Source organism: Methylocella tundrae (assembly GCF_038024855.1).
Classification (GTDB): domain Bacteria; phylum Pseudomonadota; class Alphaproteobacteria; order Rhizobiales; family Beijerinckiaceae; genus Methylocapsa; species Methylocapsa tundrae.
In genome coordinates, this window is the sequence record NZ_CP139089.1 from 3349842 (window position 1) to 3373177 (window position 23336).

26 protein-coding genes are annotated in these 23336 nt (G+C 62.8%); 12 read left to right on the forward strand and 14 right to left on the reverse strand.

Annotated features, from left to right (window positions below):
* Positions 1–318 precede the first annotated feature (318 nt).
* A complete protein-coding gene (locus tag SIN04_RS17655; RefSeq protein WP_244605873.1) occupies positions 319–2322 on the forward strand; it encodes an AI-2E family transporter in 2004 nt (667 codons plus the stop codon).
* A 162-nt stretch (positions 2323–2484) separates the two neighbouring features.
* Here the strand turns inward: SIN04_RS17655 and SIN04_RS17660 are convergent, their stop codons facing one another.
* The 3 genes from SIN04_RS17660 to hemW form a co-directional block, all read right to left on the reverse strand.
* On the reverse strand, positions 2485–2970 hold the full coding sequence (locus SIN04_RS17660) for an MmcB family DNA repair protein (protein WP_134491326.1): 486 nt from the start codon (positions 2968–2970) through the stop codon (positions 2485–2487).
* 171 nt (positions 2971–3141) lie between these two features.
* Positions 3142–4911, reverse strand: a complete 1770-nt coding sequence (locus SIN04_RS17665) for a DUF882 domain-containing protein (RefSeq protein WP_244605874.1) — start codon at positions 4909–4911, stop codon at positions 3142–3144.
* A gap of 256 nt (positions 4912–5167) precedes the next feature.
* Positions 5168–6337 carry a radical SAM family heme chaperone HemW gene (hemW, locus tag SIN04_RS17670; RefSeq protein WP_134491330.1) on the reverse strand — a complete coding sequence of 390 codons (1170 nt, stop codon included), beginning with the start codon at positions 6335–6337 and terminating at the stop codon, positions 5168–5170.
* A gap of 247 nt (positions 6338–6584) precedes the next feature.
* Between hemW and SIN04_RS17675 the strand changes: the two genes are divergently transcribed.
* Positions 6585–7490 (forward strand): hypothetical protein, encoded by a 906-nt coding sequence (locus SIN04_RS17675; RefSeq protein WP_134491332.1) that lies wholly within the window; start codon positions 6585–6587, stop codon positions 7488–7490.
* 234 nt (positions 7491–7724) lie between these two features.
* Here SIN04_RS17675 and SIN04_RS17680 read toward each other — a convergent pair whose 3' ends face one another.
* From SIN04_RS17680 to rph, 3 genes are all read right to left on the reverse strand, one after another.
* Positions 7725–8033, reverse strand: coding sequence for a hypothetical protein (locus tag SIN04_RS17680; protein ID WP_134491334.1), 309 nt, complete (start codon positions 8031–8033; stop codon positions 7725–7727).
* Positions 8034–8172: 139 nt separating this feature from the next.
* Positions 8173–8802 (reverse strand): RdgB/HAM1 family non-canonical purine NTP pyrophosphatase, encoded by a 630-nt coding sequence (gene rdgB / locus SIN04_RS17685; RefSeq protein ID WP_341264109.1) that lies wholly within the window; start codon positions 8800–8802, stop codon positions 8173–8175.
* Positions 8803–9516, reverse strand: a complete 714-nt coding sequence (rph, locus tag SIN04_RS17690) for a ribonuclease PH (protein ID WP_134491336.1) — start codon at positions 9514–9516, stop codon at positions 8803–8805. It lies immediately after the preceding gene.
* Positions 9517–9660: 144 nt separating this feature from the next.
* Between rph and SIN04_RS17695 the strand changes: the two genes are divergently transcribed.
* On the forward strand, positions 9661–10020 hold the full coding sequence (locus SIN04_RS17695; protein WP_134491338.1) for a hypothetical protein: 360 nt from the start codon (positions 9661–9663) through the stop codon (positions 10018–10020).
* Between the two features lie 14 nt (positions 10021–10034).
* Here the strand turns inward: SIN04_RS17695 and SIN04_RS17700 are convergent, their stop codons facing one another.
* From SIN04_RS17700 to SIN04_RS17715, 4 genes are all read right to left on the reverse strand, one after another.
* Positions 10035–10286, reverse strand: coding sequence for a hypothetical protein (locus tag SIN04_RS17700; protein ID WP_134491340.1), 252 nt, complete (start codon positions 10284–10286; stop codon positions 10035–10037).
* Positions 10283–10558: a plasmid mobilization protein gene (locus SIN04_RS17705; RefSeq protein WP_134491342.1), complete on the reverse strand. Its 276-nt coding sequence runs from the start codon at positions 10556–10558 to the stop codon at positions 10283–10285. Before SIN04_RS17705 ends, SIN04_RS17700 begins: the two co-directional genes overlap by 4 nt.
* Positions 10559–10630: 72 nt before the next feature.
* On the reverse strand, positions 10631–11179 hold the full coding sequence (locus tag SIN04_RS17710; RefSeq protein ID WP_134491344.1) for an adenine phosphoribosyltransferase: 549 nt from the start codon (positions 11177–11179) through the stop codon (positions 10631–10633).
* Positions 11176–12051, reverse strand: a complete 876-nt coding sequence (locus SIN04_RS17715; RefSeq protein WP_134491346.1) for an S-methyl-5'-thioadenosine phosphorylase — start codon at positions 12049–12051, stop codon at positions 11176–11178. Before SIN04_RS17715 ends, SIN04_RS17710 begins: the two co-directional genes overlap by 4 nt.
* Before the next feature lie 194 nt (positions 12052–12245).
* Between SIN04_RS17715 and msrP the strand changes: the two genes are divergently transcribed.
* Complete coding sequence (gene msrP / locus SIN04_RS17720) at positions 12246–13199, forward strand: protein-methionine-sulfoxide reductase catalytic subunit MsrP (RefSeq protein ID WP_134491348.1); 954 nt, start codon at positions 12246–12248, stop codon at positions 13197–13199.
* A 13-nt stretch (positions 13200–13212) separates the two neighbouring features.
* Here the strand turns inward: msrP and SIN04_RS17725 are convergent, their stop codons facing one another.
* On the reverse strand, positions 13213–13716 hold the full coding sequence (locus tag SIN04_RS17725; protein WP_166795982.1) for a DUF3455 domain-containing protein: 504 nt from the start codon (positions 13714–13716) through the stop codon (positions 13213–13215).
* 161 nt (positions 13717–13877) lie between these two features.
* Here SIN04_RS17725 and SIN04_RS17730 point away from each other — a divergent pair, with 161 nt between their 5' ends.
* The 5 genes from SIN04_RS17730 to SIN04_RS17750 all read left to right on the forward strand — a co-directional run bounded on the left by SIN04_RS17730 (position 13878) and on the right by SIN04_RS17750 (position 18765).
* On the forward strand, positions 13878–14969 hold the full coding sequence (locus SIN04_RS17730) for an ATP-dependent DNA helicase (protein WP_134491352.1): 1092 nt from the start codon (positions 13878–13880) through the stop codon (positions 14967–14969).
* A complete protein-coding gene (locus tag SIN04_RS17735; RefSeq protein ID WP_244605876.1) occupies positions 14966–15889 on the forward strand; it encodes an ABC transporter substrate-binding protein in 924 nt (307 codons plus the stop codon). The genes SIN04_RS17730 and SIN04_RS17735 overlap by 4 nt, the downstream gene beginning before the upstream one ends.
* Before the next feature lie 131 nt (positions 15890–16020).
* Positions 16021–17055, forward strand: a complete 1035-nt coding sequence (locus SIN04_RS17740) for an ABC transporter permease (RefSeq protein ID WP_166795983.1) — start codon at positions 16021–16023, stop codon at positions 17053–17055.
* Positions 17052–18017: an ABC transporter ATP-binding protein gene (locus SIN04_RS17745; protein WP_244605877.1), complete on the forward strand. Its 966-nt coding sequence runs from the start codon at positions 17052–17054 to the stop codon at positions 18015–18017. The genes SIN04_RS17740 and SIN04_RS17745 overlap by 4 nt, the downstream gene beginning before the upstream one ends.
* On the forward strand, positions 18007–18765 hold the full coding sequence (locus SIN04_RS17750; protein WP_341264110.1) for an ABC transporter permease: 759 nt from the start codon (positions 18007–18009) through the stop codon (positions 18763–18765). The genes SIN04_RS17745 and SIN04_RS17750 overlap by 11 nt, the downstream gene beginning before the upstream one ends.
* Before the next feature lie 38 nt (positions 18766–18803).
* Here the strand turns inward: SIN04_RS17750 and nth are convergent, their stop codons facing one another.
* Positions 18804–19577 carry an endonuclease III gene (nth, locus tag SIN04_RS17755; protein WP_134491356.1) on the reverse strand — a complete coding sequence of 258 codons (774 nt, stop codon included), beginning with the start codon at positions 19575–19577 and terminating at the stop codon, positions 18804–18806.
* A 46-nt stretch (positions 19578–19623) separates the two neighbouring features.
* Here nth and SIN04_RS17760 point away from each other — a divergent pair, with 46 nt between their 5' ends.
* On the forward strand, positions 19624–20136 hold the full coding sequence (locus tag SIN04_RS17760) for a DUF2244 domain-containing protein (protein WP_244605880.1): 513 nt from the start codon (positions 19624–19626) through the stop codon (positions 20134–20136).
* Between the two features lie 385 nt (positions 20137–20521).
* Here the strand turns inward: SIN04_RS17760 and SIN04_RS17765 are convergent, their stop codons facing one another.
* Together SIN04_RS17765 and SIN04_RS17770 are read right to left on the reverse strand one after the other, a co-directional pair.
* Positions 20522–20881, reverse strand: coding sequence for a hypothetical protein (locus tag SIN04_RS17765; RefSeq protein WP_134491358.1), 360 nt, complete (start codon positions 20879–20881; stop codon positions 20522–20524).
* Between the two features lie 152 nt (positions 20882–21033).
* A complete protein-coding gene (locus SIN04_RS17770; protein WP_134491360.1) occupies positions 21034–21750 on the reverse strand; it encodes a DUF1013 domain-containing protein in 717 nt (238 codons plus the stop codon).
* Between the two features lie 326 nt (positions 21751–22076).
* Between SIN04_RS17770 and SIN04_RS17775 the strand changes: the two genes are divergently transcribed.
* Both SIN04_RS17775 and msrA read left to right on the forward strand, forming a co-directional pair.
* Complete coding sequence (locus SIN04_RS17775; RefSeq protein ID WP_134491362.1) at positions 22077–22394, forward strand: hypothetical protein; 318 nt, start codon at positions 22077–22079, stop codon at positions 22392–22394.
* 173 nt (positions 22395–22567) lie between these two features.
* Positions 22568–23224, forward strand: a complete 657-nt coding sequence (gene msrA / locus SIN04_RS17780) for a peptide-methionine (S)-S-oxide reductase MsrA (RefSeq protein ID WP_134491364.1) — start codon at positions 22568–22570, stop codon at positions 23222–23224.
* Positions 23225–23336: the final 112 nt, after the last annotated feature.

Genomic DNA, 23336 nt, shown 5'->3' on the forward strand with positions numbered 1-23336 from the left:
AGCGCGAGAGAGGCCGTGCAACGAGGCGTCCGCGAAACTCATTGGCCGATCCTTTGACGAGGACTGTAACAAGATTTGGCGGGGTCCGGCCAGAGCTTTGACCAGCCAGCCCGCGCCGCAAACAGACTAAAGGCGGCCTTGACCTTGCGCGCAACATCCAAATGGAGTGAATCCAGCGGCCTCGCGAACGTTCGGAGCGCATGCCGGACTAAGAAAAATCTGATATTTCAATCTCCTGCGCAACGAGAAAAATAGAAGGGCCGGAACTTTGAACAATAGGAGACGTTGCAAAGCTCTGCATAGGTCATGGGGATGAAGGTGAGCGAATTATTCGATGCTGTCGCCGCTCGTCCGCGCCGGAAGCGTGATTTTCAACGCACGATCGACATGCTGGCGACCTTGGTCGCCCTCGTGTTCTCGGTCGGCGTGCTGTACATCGCGCGTGATATTCTCGTCCCCATTGCGATCGCCGTACTGTTGAGCTTCGTGCTGTCGCAGCCGATCCTCGTGCTGCGGCGCCTCGGCCTTCCCCGCGTCCCGGCTGTCATGATCGTCGTTGCCGGCGCCCTCTTCATCGCTTTCGCGGCCAGCGCCGCGTTGACCCGGCAGGTTTCGGAGCTTGCCGTCGACCTGCCGAAATATCAAACGACCATCAACGGCAAGATCAGCCGGTTGCGCGACCTCGTCTCGACGAACGCCGTTTTCGAGAAGGGCGCGACCGCGCTGAAAAGCATCGGCCATCTTGATCCGGCGCGGCCCTCGCCGGACGCCACGCCTTCGCCCTTGCGAAGTGGCGGGGAAAACATCGAGGCTCCGGTTCTGGTCGAGGTGCGCCAGCCGGCGCCGAGCCCCTTCGCTATGGTGCAAACCATTGTCGGAACGGCGCTGTCGCCGCTGGAGACGGCGGCGATCGTCGTCATTTTCGTGATTTTCATCCTGCTGCAGCGCGAAGATCTGCGCAATCGCTTCATTCGTCTCGTCGGATGCGATGACTTGCAGCGCACGACAGTCGCCATGAATGATGCGGCCGGCCGGCTCAGCCGGTTTTTCCTGACCCAGACGCTCGTCAACGCCGCGTTCGGCGTCGTCGTGACCGCGGGTCTCTATATGATCGGCGTTCCGAGCCCCATTCTGTTCGGAATCATCGCGTTCCTGATGCGCTTCGTGCCTTATGTGGGCGCGATCATTTCCGCCAGTTTTCCGTTCGCGCTCTCCGCGGCTGTTGATCCCGGCTGGGCCATGGCGCTGGAAACGCTCGCCCTGTTTCTGGTTCTCGAAATCCTCGTTGGCAACTTTGTCGAGCCTTTGCTGTATGGCCGTAACACCGGCCTCTCGCCGATCGCTGTCGTCGTTTCGGCGACGTTCTGGACCTGGCTGTGGGGACCGATCGGCCTTGTCCTCTCGACGCCTTTGACCGTCTGCCTCGTCGTCCTTGGCAGGCATGTCGATCAGCTCAGTTTCCTTGACGTCATCCTCGGCGACGCCCCGGCTCTGACCCCGGAAGAGCACTTTTACCAGCGCATGCTTGTTGGCGACGCGTCGGAAGTCGCCGATCAGGCCGAGCAATTTCTGAAGACCAGTTCGCTCATCGCCTATTACGACGACGTGGCGCTGAAGGGCCTTTTGATGGCGGAGGCCGATTTGAAGCGCGGCGTTCTGCATGAGGGCCGGCAGGAGCAGATCAAGGAAACCATCATGGAGGTGATCGAGAATTTATCCGATCACGTCGACGAGCCGCCCGCGGCGGTTCCAGAGCCGGCAAAAAGACCCTATGCCGACCTTGAGGATGGGCCCGCCGCGGCGCCTTCGCTCGAAATCCCGCCGGAGGATGCGCCCCGGCCGGCCGGACCGCGCAAGGCGGTGCTGTGCATCGCGGGCCGCAATGCGCTCGACGAGGCCGCGGCCGCTCTCCTGGCGCAAATGCTGGAAAAGCATGGAATGGAAGCCAAGCTCGAACCGCATCAGATGCTGACGATTGGCGGAATTCTGCATCTTACGGGATCGGGCGCGCAGATCATCTGTCTCTCGTATCTCGGGGGGGAGGTCAGCGCCGCGCGCGTGCGCTACGCCATCCGCCGCTTGCGCCGCCGCCTTCCAGAAGCCAGGATCATCGCCGCCTTTTGGCAATGCGACCCGGAGAAGGCGAGCGAACTCTGTGGCCAGACCAAGGCGGACCTCTGCGCGACGCGCCTCGCCGAGGTCGTGGCCTTCTGCGTCGCCGAGGCCAAGGCGCATATTGATTCAGAAGGCCCCACTCCCGCGGATCCGCGCGGAATCGAACTTCGCGAGGAGCCGAATAGCGCGCTTGTCGGTGCGGCGTGATTCCTTCGGAAGTCATCCGGCTCCAGAGCAAAAATGCGTTCAAGCGGAATCGTATTCCGCTCTTTAAGCCTTTGATTTAATGCATGACGCCCAAAAGTCTGCAACTTTTCGGCGTCATGCATCTCGCGCTTTCCGATCGAATGGATCTGATCGGAATATGCGTTAGCCGATAGGGCCCATCGCCATCACCTCGGGATCGCTTAATCCGTGCAGCCGATGGGCGGCGGCGTGAGCGAAGCGCATCAGCACCGCGCGACGCGTCGCCGCCGCCAGGCGATGCTCCGGCGCCTCGCGCAAAATCTCCGCGCCATACGCGTCCGCGACAATGAGCCCGGCGTCGGGCGGCATGATCTCGACAGGCACGCTTTCAGGAATGGCGAAATAGAGCCGGTCGCAATGGGCGCGATACTCGCGCCATTTCATGTCCGCGCGAAAGTCGGCGATCGAGGATTTGATCTCGACGATATGAACGCCGCCGTCCGCCGCCAGCGCGACGATGTCGGCGCGTCTTCCGGACAATAAAGGAAGCTCGGTGACGGTCGAGAATTTCAGGCGCCGCAACAGACGCCGCGTTCCGCGCGCGACGAACAGCGCGGTCTCGGACTGCCGCCCATCCTGTGGCGTCAGAGTCTGCATCAACCGTGGCATTTTGGACGTCGGCTCCGCGTCAAGCGTCGGGCGCTTTGATGAGGCGCCTTGACGCGCGATAGCATAGAGGCTGAAGCATGCGCCAGACTGGCGCGCCGTTCAAGGCCCGGGTCTCAATCTCGCCGGCGCCGCTCGCCCGTTCGACAGAGGCGCGCGGCTCTTCACGACGTCCTATTGCGCCGGCGGGTTCTTCGACGCGTCGACAATGCTGACGTGGTTCAAAGCCTGCGCCTGTTCGCTTGTCGCGGGTCCTTTGGTGAAATGAGCGGAGTCGAGCATGCTCGACGCCGCGCTGAACGCCATCTTGTAGCCGGCCAAAGGCATCGCGGAGAGAGCGTCCGGGATGATGCGGGCGGCCTGGCGCAGGCCCGTTATGGCCTGGCCCAACACCGACTGAGGCGGCGTTTCCGCCGTCGGCGCTTCGCTGGTCAGCTCGTTGTAATTCGATCGGTCGAGCCGCGCCGATATGATTTCAGGCGCTTTGTCGTCCCTCAAGAGCGTCCGGCGCGGCCTTGGCGCGGTGTCGGGGCTGGCGGCGTAGCCAAGCACTGACGAGGGAAGACCCGGCTGGTCTTTTGGTCCGCGTGTGATGACGACGGGCAGGCTCGCCGCCCGCGCGAGCGGGGAGATCGCGTCGGGCTTCGCGGGTGTTTTGGCGGCCTCGCCGGCGTCCTGGCTGGTCTGAGGCGCGAGAGAAGCGAGGCGAAGCAGCGCCTCCGGCCGGCTCGGAGGCGTCGGAACGTCGGCATAGGCGACGAGGTCCATCGGGCGAGAGGGCGGCAGCGGCGCCTCCGCGACGATTGTCTTTTCGGCCTTGTCCTTCTTGAGATCCTTCTCCGGCGCGCCGGCGTCCTGATCGGCGGCGGCGTCCTTCTCCCGGGGGACTGGCGTCGGAACTGGCGCTGGCGAAGGCTCCGGAGCGTGGGCGGCGGGCTGCGCGAGAGCTGCGACCTGCGTTGCATTCGCGGGCGCCGCCGGTTTCGCATCCGGCGGATTGCTCGCGGCGATCGCGGCCAACGCGGGAGCATCCTTCGCGGCGGCGCGCGCGGCGCGGCGCTCGGCTGCGGTCATCCGGGCGGGTGGCGAATTGGCGGCGGCGCCAGCTCCGTCGAGCGAAGCGACCTGTGTCGGGCCACGGCCAGGCGCGGCCTCGCGGCGGGCGATGGCCTCTTCTTCGCGATCATGATTGCCGAAGAGCCACGCGAACAATCCGCCGCCGCCTTGAGGCTGTGGAACATCGGTTGCGACGCCGCCGCGCGCGGTAATCTCGGCGCGCGCTTCTTCATAACGCGGCAGCGCGCGGCCGTCCGCCGCGAGATCGACCGACTTGCCGTCCGGGAAGATGCGGGCGAGCTGTTCATAGCTCATGCGCGGCCAGTAGCGGACATTGCCGACGTCGAGATGAACGAAATTCTCTCTCGGATAATAGCCGACGCCGCCCCTTTGCAGACGCATGCCGATTTCGCGGATTTGCTGCATCGACATGCCGGGCATGGTGGTGTCCATCGCCTTGCCGAGGATATGCTGCGAATATTCGGCGACTGCGTGAGACCTCGCGCGCAACATCGCATTGGTCTCGGGAGAGCGATAGGCGGAATAGACGACGACCGGCTGCGTTGCGCCGGCGGTCCGATAGACCTCCCAGATCACGTCGAACAGACGCGGATCCATGTGAGTCTCGTCATTGTTGCGCCAGTCGCGCAGGAAATGATTGAGTTGTGCGAGGACGGCCGGATCATAAGATCCGTTGACGCGGAATGTCGCCTGGATCGATTCGCCGGTATGCGAATGATAAAGATTGAGCGTGCGGGTGTCGCCGTTGGCGACCGCCGTCTCGGTCGAGGAGTTTACGAAAAAGCTGCTCAGCAATGTGGCGGCGTAAACCGCGGCGGCTCGGCGCGCCTGTTTTCCGAGAGTGATGCGGGGGCGGGCTAGACGCAATTGTGACTCTCGCAATGGCCGGATGGACGGGGCGAACCCGTCTTCAGATGATGTTCGCATTCATTAAACTTGAACCGTTAATGCCGCGTAGCATTGCGTAACATCTTGTGACAGGCGCTCCGCAAAACGACCTTGACGAATCTATGCGGCAAACCAAGGCTGTAGGTTAAGTCTTTGAATGTGGCGAGCGTGTGTCGCCCCCGGGGAATCGTCTTGCCGCCTTCCTTTCTTCAGTGAATTCAAGGGGATAAAAGACTCAGGCGGCAAGGTCTGCGACGACGGCGTCGAGCACTGGAAAACCTTCCGCGCTGACCCTTACGCGACCCTGATGCGTATATTCCACCATGCCCTCGGCGATCAGCGAAGCGAGCCGTCGCGGGTCGAGGCCGTGGCCCGACATCGCCTCGAAGCGCCGGATTTCGATCCCCTCCGCAAGGCGAAGGCCCATCAGCAGGAATTCATCGCCCTGCTCCTCGAGCGATAGAGGCGCGTCCTCGCAAAGCCCATCGCCATTGGCCTCGACGGCGGCGAGCCATTTTTCGGGATCGCGCTCGCAGGCCTGCGCATGGCGCCCAGTCGCGGTGAGGATGCGGCCATGAGCGCCCGGACCAACCCCGGCATATTCGCCGTAGCGCCAGTAGATGAGATTATGCCGGCTCTCCGCGCCAGGGCGCGCATGATTGGAAATCTCATAAGCGGGAAGGCCGGCCTTGTTCATGATGTCCTGTGTCGCGTCCCAGAAATCGCGCCCAAGGTCAGCATCGGGAAGCGCAAGTTTGCCAGCCTCGCGCAGCCGCTCGAACATGGTGCCGGGTTCGATCGTCAACTGGTAGAGCGAAAGATGATCGCGCGCATGGGGCAGGGCGGCCTCAAGTTCGCGGCGCCAGTGCTCAACGCTCTGGCCGGGCCTCGCGTAAATCAGGTCGAAGGAGAAGCGGTCGAAGATCGAAGCGGCGAGCGCGACCGCGGTCATGGCGTCCGCGCTGGTGTGCGTGCGCCCGAGCGCTTTCAGATCGCCGTCATTCAGCGCCTGAACGCCCAGCGAGACTCGATTGACGCCAGCGGCGCGATAGCCGCGAAAGCGCTCGGCTTCGACGCTCGTCGGATTGGCCTCAAGCGTGATTTCCGCCTTTGTGTCTATCAGCCAATGGCGGCCCACAGCGTCGAGAATCGCGGCGACCGTCGATGGCTTCATCAGCGACGGCGTGCCCCCGCCAAAGAAGATCGAGGAGACCGTGCGCCGAGGCGTCAGAGCGGCCCGATGGGCGAGTTCCGTCTCGAAGGCGGCGACGAAGCGCGCCTCGTCGATCGGCTGCTGCCGGACATGGCTGTTGAAATCGCAATAGGGGCATTTCGACAGGCAGAACGGCCAATGCACATAGACGCCGAAGCCGGGATCCTCGCCCTTCAGGGATAGATCAGTCATGGTCATCCGGGGTCACGCTCTTTCGGCGGCTGGTTGCGCCATGATGCGCGCGAAGCCGCGCCTTAATTACGGCCACACTCGTCGCTAGGTCTTGGGCCGTGAAGCCGTCCATTTTGGCGCAGACTTCATGCGTTTGGCTACACATTTCAGATTTCCGCCGGCCGATTAAGAGTGCGTTCACTACGTTTAATTACCTTGGATGCAAAGAGATTTGCGTAAGCGTCGAATTTGCGAAAATGGGTGAACATTGAGTTATCTCGATCCCCCGCCTATGCCGGCGCCGGTCGTCGTCATGAAAGACGTCGGCGGCTACGTAAACCAATATCAAAGCCAGACCGAACTCTATCGGGCGACGGACCGCGAAGTCCGGCTGCATGAGTGCCGCTCGGCCTGCACGCTGGCGCTCAGCCTTCCGAACGTCTGCGTCTATCCTGATAGCACGCTGAAATTTCATCTTGCTTACGATCCGCGCAATCATGAGAGCAATTATGATGTGTCGCAGCAGCTCTTCAATTCCTATCCGCCGGCGGTGCGCGAGAAGCTCGGCCCTCTGACCCGGCAGTACAAGGTTTTGCGCGGCAGCGAACTGATCGCGCTCGGCGTTCGCAATTGTAACGCGCCGCGCCCTGGTGAGCCGCAGATCATGGTCGCCTCGAACGGGCCGCGCAAAGCCGCGCCTGCCGCGCTTGTCGCCGATGCGCGGACGCCAGCGGGCCCGCAGGCGTCGATCTTCGGCGGGCTGATGCGCAATGTTGCATCCGTCTTTGGCGCGCTTGGCGGCAAGTCCGAGCCGCAGCAGGCTCGCATCCAGATGGCGCGGGTCACGCCCGGCAAGCCGCCATCCTCTGAACAGCTCTCAACCGATGCGCCGCTGCCGCCGCCGCGTCCTGCCGGGATCGCCGCGCCAGCTGAGGACAGAGGCGAGGCCGCTGGCGTGAGCCTCGCGCCAAACGCAGCCGGCATCGAAGCCGCGGATGAGATCGGATCGGCGGCTCAGCCTGTCGAGAGCGAGGCGCCGCCCCCGCCAAGGCCGGGCGCGGTGGAGATCACTTACGCTTACGGGATGGCGCGCGTGACTTTGCCGAAGGTCATCGGCGGCGCACAGAAAATACTACCGGCGCGCTTTGTCGCTTACGCGGAACTGGCTCGCTAGAGGATATTCCGATCAGATCGGTTCGATCTGATCGACACGAATATGCTCAAGCTTTTGCGTCTGGAGTGATTTCTGATCGATCGAATGACTCCATTCGATCGGAAAGCGCTTGGTTTTCTTGGAAGAAGCGTCAGCCGCGCGACCGCCTGAACGCATTCTGCTTTAGCGCCGTTGCGTCGCCGCCAGAGCGTGCGCCGCATCTCTCGCGCGGGGCGTCCTTCGGGCGGCGATTCTCTAAATGGACCGGGAAAGGCGCGGCGCGGCTCCGGCGGGGATGCGCCGGCTGGGTTTGCGCTCGACGACCACGGTGCGCGGCGTGCGGCCGCTCGAGGTTACGATCTGTTCGGCTTTGCGCGGCGGCGCGCTCTTCAGCAATTCGGCGCGCACCTCGGCGACGGGCATGTCCATCAGCGCGGCGGCGATCTCGACCTGCTCCAGCAATTGGTCGGTCAATCCCTGCGCGGCGAGGATGGCCTCCTTCAGCGTCGGCGGGTCGTGGCGGACCCGGCGCGTTCCATATTTGGTATTCCAGACGGCGGACATCACGCGCTTTCCCTGCAAATGCAACCCGTTATATTGCACTGCAATATGATATTGCGCGAGGCGGGGTAAATCAAGTCCTCCGGCCGAAGTTTCGCGAATTTGGCCGTTTTGACGCATCTTCCGCCGGTCTCGGAAAGCGCTAAGCGCGGAAGCAGCCCCGTGCAAAAGCCTGGAAGGCGCGCGCCCGATGAGACAAGGCCGGCGACCCATCCGGCGGAATCGCCTGCTTTTCTTCCAGCGTCATCTCGCCGAAGGTCTTGGTCAGATCTTCCGGCAGAAAGATCGGATCATAGCCAAACACCAGCGAGCCGCGCGCCGGAAAGACCAGTTCGCCGTCGACCCGTCCCTCAAAACTCCGGGTTTCGCCGTCTGGAAAGGCGAGCGTGAGCACACAGATGAAATGCGCCTTGAACGGCGGCGCGGCGCCGGCCGATCGCAGCGCCTCCTCGACCTTCGCCCTTGCGATGCCGAAATCACGCGTCGGTCCCGCCCAGCGCGCGGAATAAATCCCCGGCTCGCCCCCCAGCGCCTCGACGCAAAGCCCTGAATCGTCGGCGAGAGAGGCGCAACCGGCGCCCGCGGCGGCGGCGATCGCCTTCAGCTGCGAATTGGCGAGGAATGTCGATCCGGTTTCTTCCGGCTCCGGCAACCCGAGTTCGCCGGCCGAGACGGCCTTGACGCCGTAATGGTCGAGCAACTCGCGCATTTCCGCGAGCTTGCCTTCATTATGGGTCGCGATGACCAGTCTTCCATTGAGGCTGCGCGGCATTCAGGCGACTGCGCACTTTTGCAGCTCGATGAGCTTCGAAATGCCGCCGCGCGCCAGCGTCAGCATGGAGTTCAACTGCGTTTCGGTGAATACGGCGGCTTCGGCCGTCGCCTGCACCTCGACGAGGGAGCCGGCGCCGGTCAAGACGAAATTGGCGTCGGTTTCGGCGGCGGAATCCTCGGCGTAGTCGAGGTCCAGCACAGCCTCGCCGTTGGAGACGCCGCAGGAAATCGCCGCGACATGATCGCGCAAAGGAAACTCCTTGATGATCGAGCGTCCATGCATCCATTTCAGGCAATCATGCAGCGCAACCCAGGCGCCCGTGATCGAGGCCGTCCGCGTGCCGCCGTCAGCCTGCAGCACGTCGCAGTCGAGCGTGATCTGGCGTTCGCCGAGGGCCTGCAGATTGGTCACTGCACGCAGGCTGCGGCCGATGAGGCGCTGGATCTCCTGCGTCCGCCCCGACTGCTTGCCGGTGGTCGATTCCCGGCGCGTGCGCGTATGTGTCGCGCGCGGCAGCATGGCGTATTCGGCGGTGACCCAGCCGCGCCCCTGGCCCCGTAGCCACGCCGGCGGCTTGTCCTCCAGCGAGGCTGTGCAGAGCACATGCGTCGAGCCGAATTTGATCAGGCAGGAGCCTTCGGCATAGCGCGCGACATTGCGTTCGATCGTGACTGGCCGCAATTCGTCGGCGGCGCGTTGAGACGGACGCATCAAAAACCCTCTTTTGAGTGAGGCGCATCTCTAGTGGGTCGTCCACAAATGCGCAACTGCGGCGGGTGGGGCCTCTGTTCAATTTATCCGCGCGGCTGTATTGGAGGCTAAAAAGGGCAGGCAGCGAACCTTAAAGGAGCGAAAATGCGCCGTCTCACGCTTGCAGCCGCGTCGCTGCTGGTCTTCGCTGCGGCGTTCGCAGACGCGCCCGCGCGCGCCGCCGGCAAGCCGACGCGGTTTTGGAACCTTACCTCATCGACCGTGACGGAGTTGCGCCTCGCGCCCGCTGGCACGCAGGAGTTTGGCGAAAACCAGTGTCTGAACGATAAGGACGCCGAGGTCGAGCATGACGAGCGGCTGAAGGTCACGGGTGTCGAGACGGGCCAGTATGACGCCCGGATCGGCTTTCCGGACGGTCGCGTTTGCGCCGCCAAAAACCTGCCGGTCGAGGCGGGGCAGGTGTTTTCCGTCGAGGACAAGGATCTGGTCGACTGCTCGAAGTGAGGGGGGCGGGCGCGTCACCCCTTCCGCGGCGGCAGATTTTGTTGATCGCGCGGCGCCTCGATCACTTTCGTTGGCCGCGCGCGGCCGCCGAAAGCGGAAGCCGCCGCCATGAAGCCCTCCATGCGGCCTTCGAGCGCCGCCAGCCTTTTGTCGATCTCGACGACGCTGAGGGCGAGTTGCTCGACCTTCTTGGCTTGGCTGCTGATGCGCTCCTCAAGCAGCATCGCCGTTTTGAGGGCTTTCAGCGCATCGCCAACGGCGCTCACTTCACCGCGCGTCCAAAATGCGCCAGCGCCGCGTCGAGAGCGGCCTCGGTGCGGTCAAGCTGCGCCAGCGTCGCGGCGTGAATGTCGGCAAAGCCGTCGACAAGGGCGCGCAGCTCCGCCAGCGCCTCTTCGTCGGCGGGCTCATAGGCCAGCGCCGCGCGGCGGACGAATTCCGCCGTCGAAATCTTGCCGGCCTTTGCGGCCTTGCGTTCGACGAGTTCCTTGTCCCGCGCCGTGATGGGAACGATCAGCCGCTGACTGGCCAGACTCATTGCCGCCTCCAATATTAGACATGATCATATACATGATCCTGCGCGGAGCGGCAATGGCGTTAGGCGATCGGCTCAATGCCCCGGAAAACTCATCAAGGTCCGCACCGGCACGCCGAGCGCCCTGATCTTGTCGGCTCCGCCAAGGTCCGGCAGATCGATCACGAAACAGGCGGCGACGACGTCGGCGCCGATCTTCTTCAGGAGGCCGACCGCGCCCGTCGCCGTGCCCCCCGTGGCGATGAGGTCGTCAACGAGAATGACGCGCTCCCCGGCGACCACGGCGTCGTCATGAATCTCCATCTCGTCCAGCCCATATTCCAGCGAATAGGCGATCGAGACCTTGGTATGCGGCAGCTTTCCCTTCTTGCGGATCGGCACGAAGCCGGCTGAAAGCTGATGCGCGACAGCGCCGCCGAGGATGAAGCCGCGCGCTTCCATCCCTGCGACCTTGTCGATTTTGGCGCCTGACCAGGGCTGCACCAATTCGTCGATGGCGCGACGGAAAGCGCGCGCGTCGCCAAGCAGCGTCGTGATGTCGCGAAACAGAATGCCGGGCTTTGGATAATCGGGAATGGTGCGGATCGCGGCCTTGAGGTCGTATGTCTTGTCGTTCAAGGTCATGACTGATGGATCCGCCGCATGATCGCCTCTAGTTTCTTCATGAGAACAGGGTCGCGCGCCGATGGCGCAGTCAGAATCGCATTATCGAGGGCGCGGTCCGAGCCGACCGGGCAGGCCTCATGCTCGGCCGGAAAATCATGCAACATGCGAGCCAGAAGGCGCGCGGCATTGCCCGAGTTGGCGTTGACGATTTTGATCACTGAGGCGACGTCGACGTCGTCGTGGTCCGGGTGCCAGCAATCATAATCGGTGACCATCGCGACTGTCGCATAGGATATTTCGGCCTCGCGCGCGAGTTTTGCTTCCGGCATCGCCGTCATGCCGATGACGTCATAGCCGGCCGCCTTATAGCTTCGCGATTCGGCGAGTGAGGAAAACTGCGGCCCTTCCATGCAGACATAGGTTCCGCCGGTGAGGCAGGGGATGGCCTCGGCCTGCGCGGCCAGCGCGATGCGCGCCTGCAGCGCCGGCGCGATGGGGTGCGCCATTGAGACATGAGCGACGCAGCCATTGCCGAAGAACGAGCTTTGCCGCGCAAAGGTCCGGTCGACGAACTGGTCGATAAGGACGAACAGGCCGGGATAAAGCTCCTCCTTGAAAGAGCCGCAGGCCGATACGGAAACAATGTCGGTGACGCCGGCGCGCTTCAACGCGTCGATATTGGCGCGGTAATTGATGCCGGAGGGCGACAGGACATGGCCGCGCCCGTGGCGGGGCAAAAAAACCGCCTCCGTCGCGCCGATCCGGCCAAAATGCAGCGCATCCGACGGCTCGCCCCAGGGCGTTGTGACGCGCTCCTCGCGGATGTCTTCGAGGCCCGGCAGGTGATAGACGCCTGATCCGCCGATAATGCCTATGATCGCTTTGGCCATTTGCCCGCCTTTCAAGCGGCGCAGTTTTAACGCGGCGAGACGTCAGCGCAAGTGGCTGCTGAAGCGCCGCGTCCCCGTGACGCCATCCTCCCGCTCTCGTGATCGCCGACGGTCCAAAATCCCGTGTTCGTTCGTAACAAATCCGCCTTGGAGGCCGTATCTTGCCTTTGAGGCGCACGCGCAGGGAGAGCCGCATGTTTGTTCATCGCCGCAAAGGTTGGGAAATTCGCGAAAGCGAAGCGACGCCGGAACATTTGTTTTTCGCGCGCCGCTCATTGCTCAAAGGCGGCGCGGCGGCGGCCGCGGCCTCGTGGCTCGCCGCTCCCGCTTTCGCCGCAGGCGATCCCGCCGACGCGCTTTATCCGGCCAAGCGCAACGAGATATTCAAGCTCGACCGCCCCGTGACGCCGGAAGAGATCAATGCCCATTACAATAATTTCTACGAATTCGGCTCAACGAAGGATATTTTCGACGCCGCTCAGTCTCTCAAGACAAGGCCGTGGACGATCAAGATCGACGGGCTGGTGGAAAAACCCTTCGACATCGGAATCGACGATCTCATCAAGTCGATGCCGCTGGAGGAAAGGCTCTATCGCCACCGCTGCGTCGAGGCTTGGGCGATGGCCGCGCCCTGGACCGGCTTTCCGCTGCGCGCGCTGGTTGAGGCCGCAAAGCCGCTCTCTGCCGCGAAATATGTGCGGATGGAGACCTTTCTCGATCGTGGCATGGCGCCGGGCCAGCGGCAGGTCTGGTATCCTTGGCCCTATGTCGAGGGCCTCACCATGGCGGAAGCCGCCAATGATCTGAGCTTTCTCGTCACCGGCGCCTATGGCAAGCCGCTCGCCAAGAGCTTCGGCGCGCCGCTGCGGCTGGCGACGCCCTGGAAATATGGATTCAAATCGATCAAGTCGATTACGCGCATCTCTTTTGTCGCCGAGCGGCCAAAGACTTTTTGGGAGAGCCTGCAGGCGTCCGAATATGGTTTTTGGGCCAATGTGAACCCCGCCGTTCCGCACCCGCGCTGGAGCCAGGCGAGCGAGGAGGTGCTTGGAACGCAAGAGCGCCGTCCGACGCAGATCTTCAACGGTTATGGCGAATTCGTCGCCAGCCTCTACGTCGGCCTCGAAAAGGAGCGGCTCTTTGTCTGAGCCGCCTCACGCATCACTGCGCGTAGAATTGATAGACGGCGGAATAGCGGATGCGGGCGATATCGCCAAGATGCGCCGCGTCGCAGCCGTCCGGCGGCTCGACGCCGCCTTTCGTATCGATGCGGCGAATGTAATTGACGCTCGAGAGCGTGCCGAATGTCCCCAGATGCGTCTTGACCTTGAGCAGAAGCCAGGGCACTGAGCCGGCCTCTGGCGCGTCGCTCTTCGCCAAAAGATCGCCGGTGATCGCCGAGCCGTCGGCGAGCGTCCACATAGGCCCTTTGCCATGCGTGCCGATTTCCCGGCCGGTGTGATTGAAAAGCGACGCCGCCGGGCCGTCGAAAATCCAGACGAAGTCTTTTTCCTTTGCCGTGCAGACATAGACCTGTACGCCGCTGGCCTCTGCCGCGAGCAAGAGGTTTGACCCGGAGGGCGGGCTTAGCGCATCCTGCGCCGACGCTTGCTGCGCGAGATTGATAAAGGCAAAGCTCCAAAGCGCGACAGCGATTCGCTTCATGTTGATTCCCCCTCGCCGCCAAATCGCGGCGACAAGGAAGCTAGCCGAGGCGCGCCGGTGACGCCAGCCACAGACAGGGCCCATGATTTCTTCAGACGAACGAGCCGCAAAATGACGCCGCGGCACCCTTTTGGACCGGTCGGCCAGCGCCGGGCGCCGGCATGAGCTGGTCGCCGCAGCAGGATGGCGCGCTTTCCGCCGTCTCCGCCTGGATGAAGCGCGGCGAGCCGCAGGTTTTTCGCCTGTTCGGCTATGCCGGCGCCGGCAAGACGACGCTCGCCAAACAGCTCGCCGAAGACGTCGATGGAGACGTCGCCTTCGCCGCCTTCACCGGCAAGGCGGCGCTGGTGCTGCGCTCCAAAGGCTGCAAAGGCGCGCGCACGATCCACAGCCTGATTTACCGCCCGCGCGAAGCCGACGTCGACGAGCCGACCTTTGTCCTGAATGAAGACAGCGCGGTCGCCAAGGCGAGCCTCGTCATCATTGACGAATGTTCGATGGTCGACGCTGACCTCGGCCGTGATCTTCTATCCTTCGGCAAGCCGGTGCTGGTGCTCGGCGATCCAGCGCAACTGCCGCCGGTGCGCGGCGGCGGGTTTTTCACGGAAGGGGAGCCGGACGTGATGCTCACGGAGGTGCACCGTCAGGCGGCGGATAACCCGATCATCAAAATGTCCATGCTGGTGCGCGAAGGCCGCCGGCTCGACCCCGGCGCCTATGGCGAGAGCCGCGTCATCGGACGCAGAGAAATCGATTCGGCGGCCGTGACGGCGAGTGACCAGCTTCTCGTCGGCTTGAACCGCACCCGGCGCTCCTACAATCGCCGAATGCGCGAATTATTCGGCTATCAATCGGAATTTCCCGAAGCCGGCGACAAGCTCGTCTGCCTTAAGAACGACAACACGAAAGGCCTGCTCAACGGCGGCATATGGATCGTCAAGACGACCGGAACAACCCGCAAGAAGAAGCTGGCGCTGAATGTGGCGCCCGAAGACGATCCGACCCGCAAGACGCTGCGCATCGGCGTGCTGCCGGAATTTTTCTCCGGCGCCGAAGACAGCCTTACGCCGAAAGCGCGCCGCGAATCGGATGAATTCGATTATGGCTACGCGCTTACCGTGCACAAGGCGCAGGGCTCGCAATGGAATTCCGTCGTGCTGTTCGATGAAAGCGGCGCCTTCCGGGAACACCGCAACCGATGGCTCTATACCGGCATCACGCGCGCGGCGGAAAGACTGACGGTTGTCATATGATGATCTCGCCGCAGCTCTCCCGCCGCGGCGTTCTTTTCGGCGCGCTGGCGCTTGGCGTGACAAAAGCTGTGGCGGCCGCGCCGGTCGTCGTCAGCTCGAAGCTTGACCTCGAAGGCGCTCTCCTTGGGCAGATGATGCTGCTGGCTCTGGCCCGCGCCGGCGTTCCGACGATAAACGAGCTGCAGATCGGGCCGACGGCGATTTTGCGTCAGGGCTTGATCTCAGGCGCGGTCGATCTTTGCGTCGAATATACCGGCAACGGCGCCTTTTTCTTTCACCAGGAATCTGATCCGGTGTGGCGCGACGCGCGGCAGGGCTTTTTGCGCGTCGCAGAGTTGGACTATGCTCAAAATCGCCTCGTCTGGCTGGAGCCGGCGCCTGCCGATAATAGCTGGGTCATCGCCATTCCGAAGGCGCTTGCGGCAGAGAAAAGCCTACGCACGTTGGACGATTTCGCCGCTTTCGTCCGGGCCGGAAACAGGATCAAATTGGCCGCCTCGGCCGAATTCGTCGAAAGCGAGGCGGGCCTTCCGGCGTTTGAAGCGGCCTATGGATTCAATCTGCAGGCCTCGCAACTTCTGGTGCTGTCCGGCGGCGAGACGACGGCGACGATGAAGGCTGCCTCGGACGGAATTTCGGGCGTCAATGCGGCGATGGCCTATGGCTCCGATGGCGCGCTCAACGCGCTTGATCTGTTGCCGCTTGACGATCCGCGCCATGCGGAGCCTGTCTATGCGCCGGCGCCCGTCATTCGCGCCGCGACATTGGCGGACTATCCGCAGATAAGACAGGCATTGGCGCCAGTCTTCGCTGGCCTTGATCTTACAACCTTGCGGGCGCTCAATGAGCGGGTGGCGGTCGAAGGCGAAGAGGCGACCTTCGTTGCGCGCAATTATATGACGGCGCAAAATCTGTTATGAGAATCCTGCGCGCGCTCAAAATTCACGATCGCGTTTTATTGACGCTGTGTTGTATTGGCGCGCTCGCTGCGGCTTCAACCGCGTTCGTCAATTACGCCGGGAATCGCCTGGCTGACGGAGCGCCCTTATCCGTGTGGCAGGCTCCCTCGGCGGATCTTGGCGCCATCATATCAAGCTTTGCCGCGCTCGCCGGCCTGTCGTTTGTCGCGCAAGAAAAGCTCCGCGCATACGCCGCGCTGCTTGCGGGGGCGGCGTTGTTCTTTGCTTGCCTTGCCGGCGCGGGAGCATTCGCCCATGTCCTCGCCGCGACGGCGCCGCCGGCGGCGCGCATATCGCTTGGGCCCGCCTTCTGGATCCTTGGCGCGGTCGCTCTCCTCGCCATGTTGAACGCGATGCAGCGCGGCGCGCTTTCCCTCTGGCTGCGCGTGGCCGCAGGCGCGGCTGTCGCGCTTGGCTTTGTGCTTATGGCGCGCTACGGCGTTTTCACCAGCCTCGCGCTCGCCAGGGAGTTCATGGGGCGCCACGTGGAATTCCAGCAACAGCTCGCCCGCCATGTTGGCCTCGTCGGCGCCGCCGCGGCTTTTGCGTTGATCATCAGCGTCCCGCTGACCGCGGTGGCTTTGCGTCACGCAGGCGCGCGCGGATGGCTTTTCGCGACGCTCGGAGTCGTGCAGACGATTCCATCGATTGCGCTTTTTGGCGCGTTGATCGCGCCGCTCTCCGCCCTCAGCGCACGGTTTCCGGCGCTGCGCGAGCTCGGCGTCGCCGGCGTTGGCCCAACGCCTGCGATCATCGCGCTGACACTCTACTCGCTGCCGCCGCTGGTGCGCATATTTGTTACGGGCTTCAATGCAGTCGCCTCGGAGGTGAAAGATGCGGCGATCGGCCTCGGCTTTGATCGGCACCGTCTGTTCCTTTCGGTTGAATTGCCGCTGGCGCTGCCGGCCTTGATTTCGGGGCTGCGCGTCGTCGTCATTCAAGCCATCGGCCTTGCCGCCGTTGCAGCTTTAATCGGCGCCGGCGGACTTGGCGTCTTTGTTTTTCAGGGCATCGGACAATATGCGCTGGATCTTGTTCTGCTTGGCGCGATCCCGATCATTCTCCTGGCGCTCGCCGCCGATCTCATCTTTCAGATGCTGCTGGCGGCGGCGAGGAGGCGAGCATGAGCCTGTCGCCCATCATCGAACTGCAAAGCGTGTCGAAATCCTTTGGCGCGACGTCCGCCATTGAAAGCCTCTTCCTGTCCATCGAAGCTGGCGCATTTTGCGTTCTGGTAGGTCCCTCCGGCTGCGGCAAGTCGACGGTTCTGCGCATGATCAACGCGATGATTGCGCCGGATCTGGGCGTCGTTAGAGTGCGCGGACAAAACGTCAGCGAGCTCGATCCCATTGAGCTGAGGCGCAGCATTGGCTACGTCATACAATCGGTCGGGCTCTTTCCGCACTGGACTGTCGCCGCCAACATTGCAACCGTGCCTCGCCTGATGGGCTGGGACAAGGTCAAAATCGCCGAGCGCGTCGAACATATCGCCGCCGCGCTGCAGATCGACCCTGCGTTGCTGCTTCGCTATCCGCGCCAGTTGTCGGGCGGCCAGCAGCAGCGGGTCGGCGTCGCCCGCGCTCTCGCCGCCGACCCGGACATTTTGTTGATGGACGAGCCTTTCGCCGCGCTCGATCCTGTCAGCCGCGGCGCTTTGCAGGGCGAGTTGCGGCGCCTGCACAAAGAGAGCGGAAAAACGATTGTCTTTGTCACGCATGACATGAACGAAGCCTTGCGCCTCGCGACCCATATTATTGTGATGGACAAGGGCCGCGTGATCCAGGCGGGCGCGCCGGCTGACATCCTGCTGAGGCCGCGCGATGCATTCGTCGAAGGCTTTCTCGGACGTGAGGATTTGCCTTTGAGACTACTTGATCTTGCGACTGTCGGGGAGCGCACGCGGCCTGCCACGACCGCCGCTGGTTCAGCGGACGAGCCGATTGCGATCAGGGACACGGCGAGTCTGCGGCAGGCGCTGACCCTCATGCTCGAGCGTCATCGCGATCGGCTTGCCGTTGAAAATGAGCGCGGCGAACTGATGGGCGAAATCGCCGTCGCCGATGTTCTTGGAGCTGGCGATGCGGGTTAGCATCATGGCGGCGGTTCGTGTGGTCGCGCGTCAGCCGGCGTTCTGGCTCGCGCTGCTGCTCGTCGGCGCGATCGGATCGATGCGATGGAGCGCGCCCTTTTTCGCCGCGCTGTTTCCGGGCGATCCGCGCCCCCTCTATTCGCGCGCAAGCTTCTTTGAATTGACGCTGGCGCATTGCGAACTCGTCGCGATCTCGAGCCTTCTCGCGGCGGTTGTCGGGATCGGCCTCGCCATCTTCGCCACGCGCGATCGCGGGCGCGAATTCGCGGCCATGATTAGCGCCATCGCCGCCGTGGGCCAGACGTTTCCGCCGGTCGCCGTTCTCGCCCTGGCCGTTCCGATCCTCGGCTATGGCGCGGCGCCGGCGCTTGCCGCTCTGAGCCTTTACGCCATTTTGCCCATTCTCGACGGCGCTTTGACGGGCTTGCACAATGTGCCCGCCGCCGCGCGGCAGGCGGCCGAAGGCATGGGCTTTGCTCCCTTTGGGCTCCTCTGGCGGATCGAGCTGCCGCTGGCTTTGCCGTTCATTCTCGCGGGTCTGCGCAACGCTGTCATCATCAACATTGGGACGGCGACGATCGGCTCCAGCGTCGGCGCTCTTTCGCTCGGCTCGCCGATCCTCGAAGGGCTGTCGGCGTCAAATCCCGCTTACGTCCTTCAGGGCGCCCTGATCGTCGCGCTGCTGGCTGTGGCGGTCGATCGCGGATTTCAGTCCTTGGAGACGGCGCTCTGCGCTCCGCGTGGTTGAATCCACGTTGCTCGCCCGGCGAGTCTGATCATCAAGTTTTAGTTGACGACGGTTTTTCCGGGAAATTCGCAGAGATCGACGATCAGGCAGCGCTCGCACTCCGGCCGGCGCGCCTTGCAGACATAGCGGCCATGCAGAATGAGCCAATGATGCGCGTGCAGCTTATACGTGTCCGGAATAATCCGTTCGAGGCCGCGCTCGACGTCGAGGGGCGTCTTGCCGGGGGCGAGCGGAATGCGGTTAGAGACCCTGAAAATATGGGTGTCGACCGCGATCGTCGGCGCGCCGAAGGCGATGTTCAGCACGACATTGGCGGTCTTGCGGCCAACGCCCGGGAGCCGTTCAAGCGCCTCGCGATCATTTGGAATGATGGCGCCGAAATTGTCGACGAGCTGCTGCGACAGGGCGATGACATGCTTCGCCTTGGTCCGGTAGAGGCCGATCGTCTTGATCATCTCGCGGAGTCTGTCTTCGCCGAGCGCCAGCATTTTTTGCGGTGTATCCGCAACCGCGAACAGCGCCTTTGTCGCCTTGTTGACGCCGCTGTCCGTCGCCTGCGCCGAGAGCACCACCGCGACCAGCAGGGTGAAAGGGTTCACATAGTCAAGTTCGCCCTTGGGATTTGGCGCTGCGGCGGCGAATCGGCGAAAAATTTCCTCGATGCGCGCTGCATCCAGAGATTCGCGGCGCGCGTTCGCCGGTTTCGGAGCCGTCGTCCCGCCTTGCTTTCGAGCGGCGGCCTTGACGCTTCCGGCGATCGCGCGGGCGGCGCCCTTGGCGACGGTAGCATTTGCAATAATTCTTTTGACCATGGACGCGTTATAGTTTTCGATAGGGCGGGAGAGAAGGGCCTCTCGGATGTCAGCTGCGAAAATCATCATCGGTGAAATGGAAGATCCCGCGCTTTTCGCCGCGCGGCTGAAACCACATCGCTCGCTGGGGCGGCGGAACTTTCAGTTTCTGTTGATGGCATTTCTGGGAGCCAATATCGTCTCGAGCCTCCCATTTATTTTTCTTGGCGCATGGCCCGTCGCGGGGTTCTTCGGGCTCGACGTCGCGCTTTTCTATTTCGCGTTCAAAGCGAATTACCGCGCCGCCCGCGCCTATGAGGACGTCCATGTGACGCCTTTTGAACTTTTTGTCGCCAAGGTCAGCGCCAAAGGGCGGCGGGACGAATGGCGTTTCAATCCAGCCTTCGTGCGCTTGGAGCGGGAGGAGCACGAGGAGTTCGGAACTTTGCGGCTGGCGCTCGTCTCGCGTGGCAAGAGCCTCGAAGTCGCGGCGTTCCTCGGGCCGGGCGAAAAAGCGGATTTTGCCAGCGCCCTGTCGCGCGCCCTTGCCGAGGCGCGGCGCGGACCTCGCTACTCCTGAGCCTTCCTAGAGGGACAGCGGCAAGGCGAAAGAAAATCCGGCCGTCCCAAAGCGAACGGAACGGCCGGCCAGACAAGGCGCGCCAATGCTCGATCAGAAGCAGGACGCGGACTGTCCGAAGTCCGCGAAGGCATCGAAACCTCGCCTCGCAGGGCTAGCGTTTTTGGCGCTCTTCCGCTTGACCCAAATATGCTAGATCGTAAAAAAATGAATAAATTGGACGTGATTGCGGCGGATTCCGGATAAAGACCGGTCGCCGCTGCTCTGTCCGGTGAGATAGGGCGGTCTGCGAGCGCAGCCGCAAGGCGCGCGCCCAAAGGCGCCGCAGGCAAAATGCAAGTTGCCGCGAGGATGCCGCGCCCCAGAGCCCGCGAAATCTGGGCGCCTATCTTTCGCGGCCGTAATTATAGCCGCGATACAGCACGGGCGGCTCCGGAAAGATCACCGAGTCGGCATAAAGGCCGCGCGACTGGCAAACGGCGGTCGCGCGAAATCGCGCGGTGTCGCCGACAAGGTCCAACTGTGGCATGGGAACGACACTGCAACGGGGGTCAGTTGCGAAGGCGTAAGAGGGCGGCGCTGGCGGCGGCGGCGGCGGCGGAGCATAGCTGCGCGGCCCATACCCAAGGTCGGCCGCCGCGGCGCCCTGCGCGCCGAGGGCCGATAGCAGCACTAATCCATAGGCCCACTTCTTCGCGGGCCTTGGCGATTGAGCGCCGGACGCGCCGGCGGCCAAGATGCTCATCAATGTTTCTCCAGCGCAAGGACGCGGCATTCAAGATCACGACCGGCGAATCGAGGCTCGCCCTGATGCCTGATTCGCCTTTTGATCTTAGTTCCATTCTACGCGGAGAAACACCGAAAACACAACCAGAAAGAGAAAATTACAATTATAGGTTATTCTTTTACCTTTAGGCCTTTCAGACTCGCGAAGACCGAATGCACGTCGATGTCTTCTTCAACCTCGTGCTGCTTGGCCGGCGCAACGCCGAACACCTCGGCTTCGGTGCGACGCTCTTCATGCGGCGGGCGCGTGGTCGTTTCGGCGGACATCAGGGTCTGGCTGTGATCTTCTTCGACATGCGGCCGATCTTTTGCAGCGCGATTGACTTCGAAATCGAGATCAATCTGCGAACAGAGGCCAAGCGTGACGGGGTCGGCCGGCGTCAACGCGGCTGAATTCCAGTGCGTCCGATTGCGAATGGCCTGCAATGTCGTTTTCGTAGTGCCGGCGAGGCGCATGATCTGCGCATCCTTCAGCTCGGGATGATTGCGCACCAGCCACAAAATGGCGTTCGGGCGATCCTGGCGGCGCGAGAGCGGCGTGTAGCGGGCGCCGCGTTTGCGCGCCGGCTCCGGCAGCCGCACCTTGGAAACCGCCAGTTGCAGCTGGCGATTGGAATCTTTCTCCGCCGCGGCGATTTCTTCGCGGGTCAATTGTCCCGAAGTGATCGGATCATGGCCCTTGATCCCGGTCGCGACTTCGCCGTCCGCGATGCCTTTCACTTCGAGCGGGTGAAGTTTGCAGAAATTGGCGATCTGATCGAAAGTCAAAGACGTATTTTCGACGAGCCATACAGCCGTGGCCTTAGGCATGAGCGGCGCATTGTTCATGTTTTACTTCTCCTTTGCGCTCGGAAACTTAAGAATTCCAGCAACCAGCGCCGACGCGCTGTCCGGAGCGCCCGCCGCCGCGCAGGGGCGAGGCCCACGAGACGATGCTCACGAGACAAGGCTTAATCAATCAGCCATGACGGGAATAGTTACATTATAGGGAGCGCGGAGGCCGAAGGCAATGCGTTTGCCTTTTCACGAGGCAAATGTTTGTGTCGCCAGATGGCCCAGCCAAAACGGCGGCCGGGCTGGACTATCGCCCTTGGCTCTGACCATCATGATCAAACCGGGCCAATGAGGCTCCTGTTAAGGGATCCCCGACTTTCATGATTCGCTTGACCTTGCAATTTATCGGCTTGTTCATTCTGGCCAGCGCCTTCGCGGCTTTGGCCATCGATTCTTCCAGGTCCTTTGCGGCCGGACACGTGATCTTGACGGAATTGGGCGACACGGCCGCCGCGCTAGCGCCGAACAAGGCGGAGGCGTTGAGGGTCGCGATCAGCGGGCACTGGCCGGCGCTCCTCGAAAGGTCTCTAACGAAAGTTGCGCAACTGCCTACTTTTCTCGGGCTCGGCCTGATCGGGGCGCTCATGTTCTGGCTGGCGCGCAAGCCGCAGCCAAAGATCGGCTACTCCAGCCGGTAAGCCATTCGGACCCCGTATTGGCGCAAAATTAACGAAACTCGGAAACTTTGCCGGCGTCTGAGCCGTTGTCTCGGCGCAGTTGAGACCCCATTTGAGCTACATAGAATCCCGGCGAGGGTTAATCCCCCGATGTCCAGTCTATCGCGGGCTGTTTCTCGCGGAAAGGAGCGGAGATGTTCGCGTTTCGGAAACCGCTGACTTTGCCGACGGCCGCGAACGCCCTGCCTGGTCGTCCGGACCCGATCAAGACCGCTGAAACGCACTTCCTCACCGGAGGTCGTTTGGCGCCCCCGTTTCCCGCCGGCGTCGAGACGGCCTTATTCGGGCTGGGATGCTTCTGGGGCGCGGAGCGCAAATTCTGGCAGTTGGGAGACGGGATCTACGCGACAGCGGTGGGTTATGCCGGCGGCCTGACCCCAAACCCGTCATATGAAGAGGTTTGCTCAGGCCTTACCGGCCACAATGAGGTGGTGCTGGTCGCTTTCGATCCAGCCAAAATCTCCTACGAATCTCTCCTGAGAACATTTTGGGAAAGCCACGATCCGACGCAGGGAATGCGCCAGGGCAATGACGTCGGAACACAATATCGCTCCGGTGTTTATGTCGCCAGCGCCGATCAGCGCGCCGCCGCCGAATCGAGCAGGGCGGCCTATGGCAAGGCGTTGGCGGAGAAGGGCTTTGGCCCGATCACAACGGAGATCCTCGATCGGCCGGTTTTTTACTATGCCGAGAGCTATCATCAGCAATACCTCGCCAAAAATCCGAATGGATATTGCGGCTTGGGCGGCACGGGGGTTTCGTGTCCGATCGGGGTCGGCGTCGCAGCCTGATCGCGCCGTTTGCTTTTGCGTATCGCGGAGTGGCCGCCATCGGTTTGTGGCGCCCCCCCCGTCGGAGCCGGGTTTTGAGATTAATGCAAGGCCGAGGCAACGGTTGCGCAAG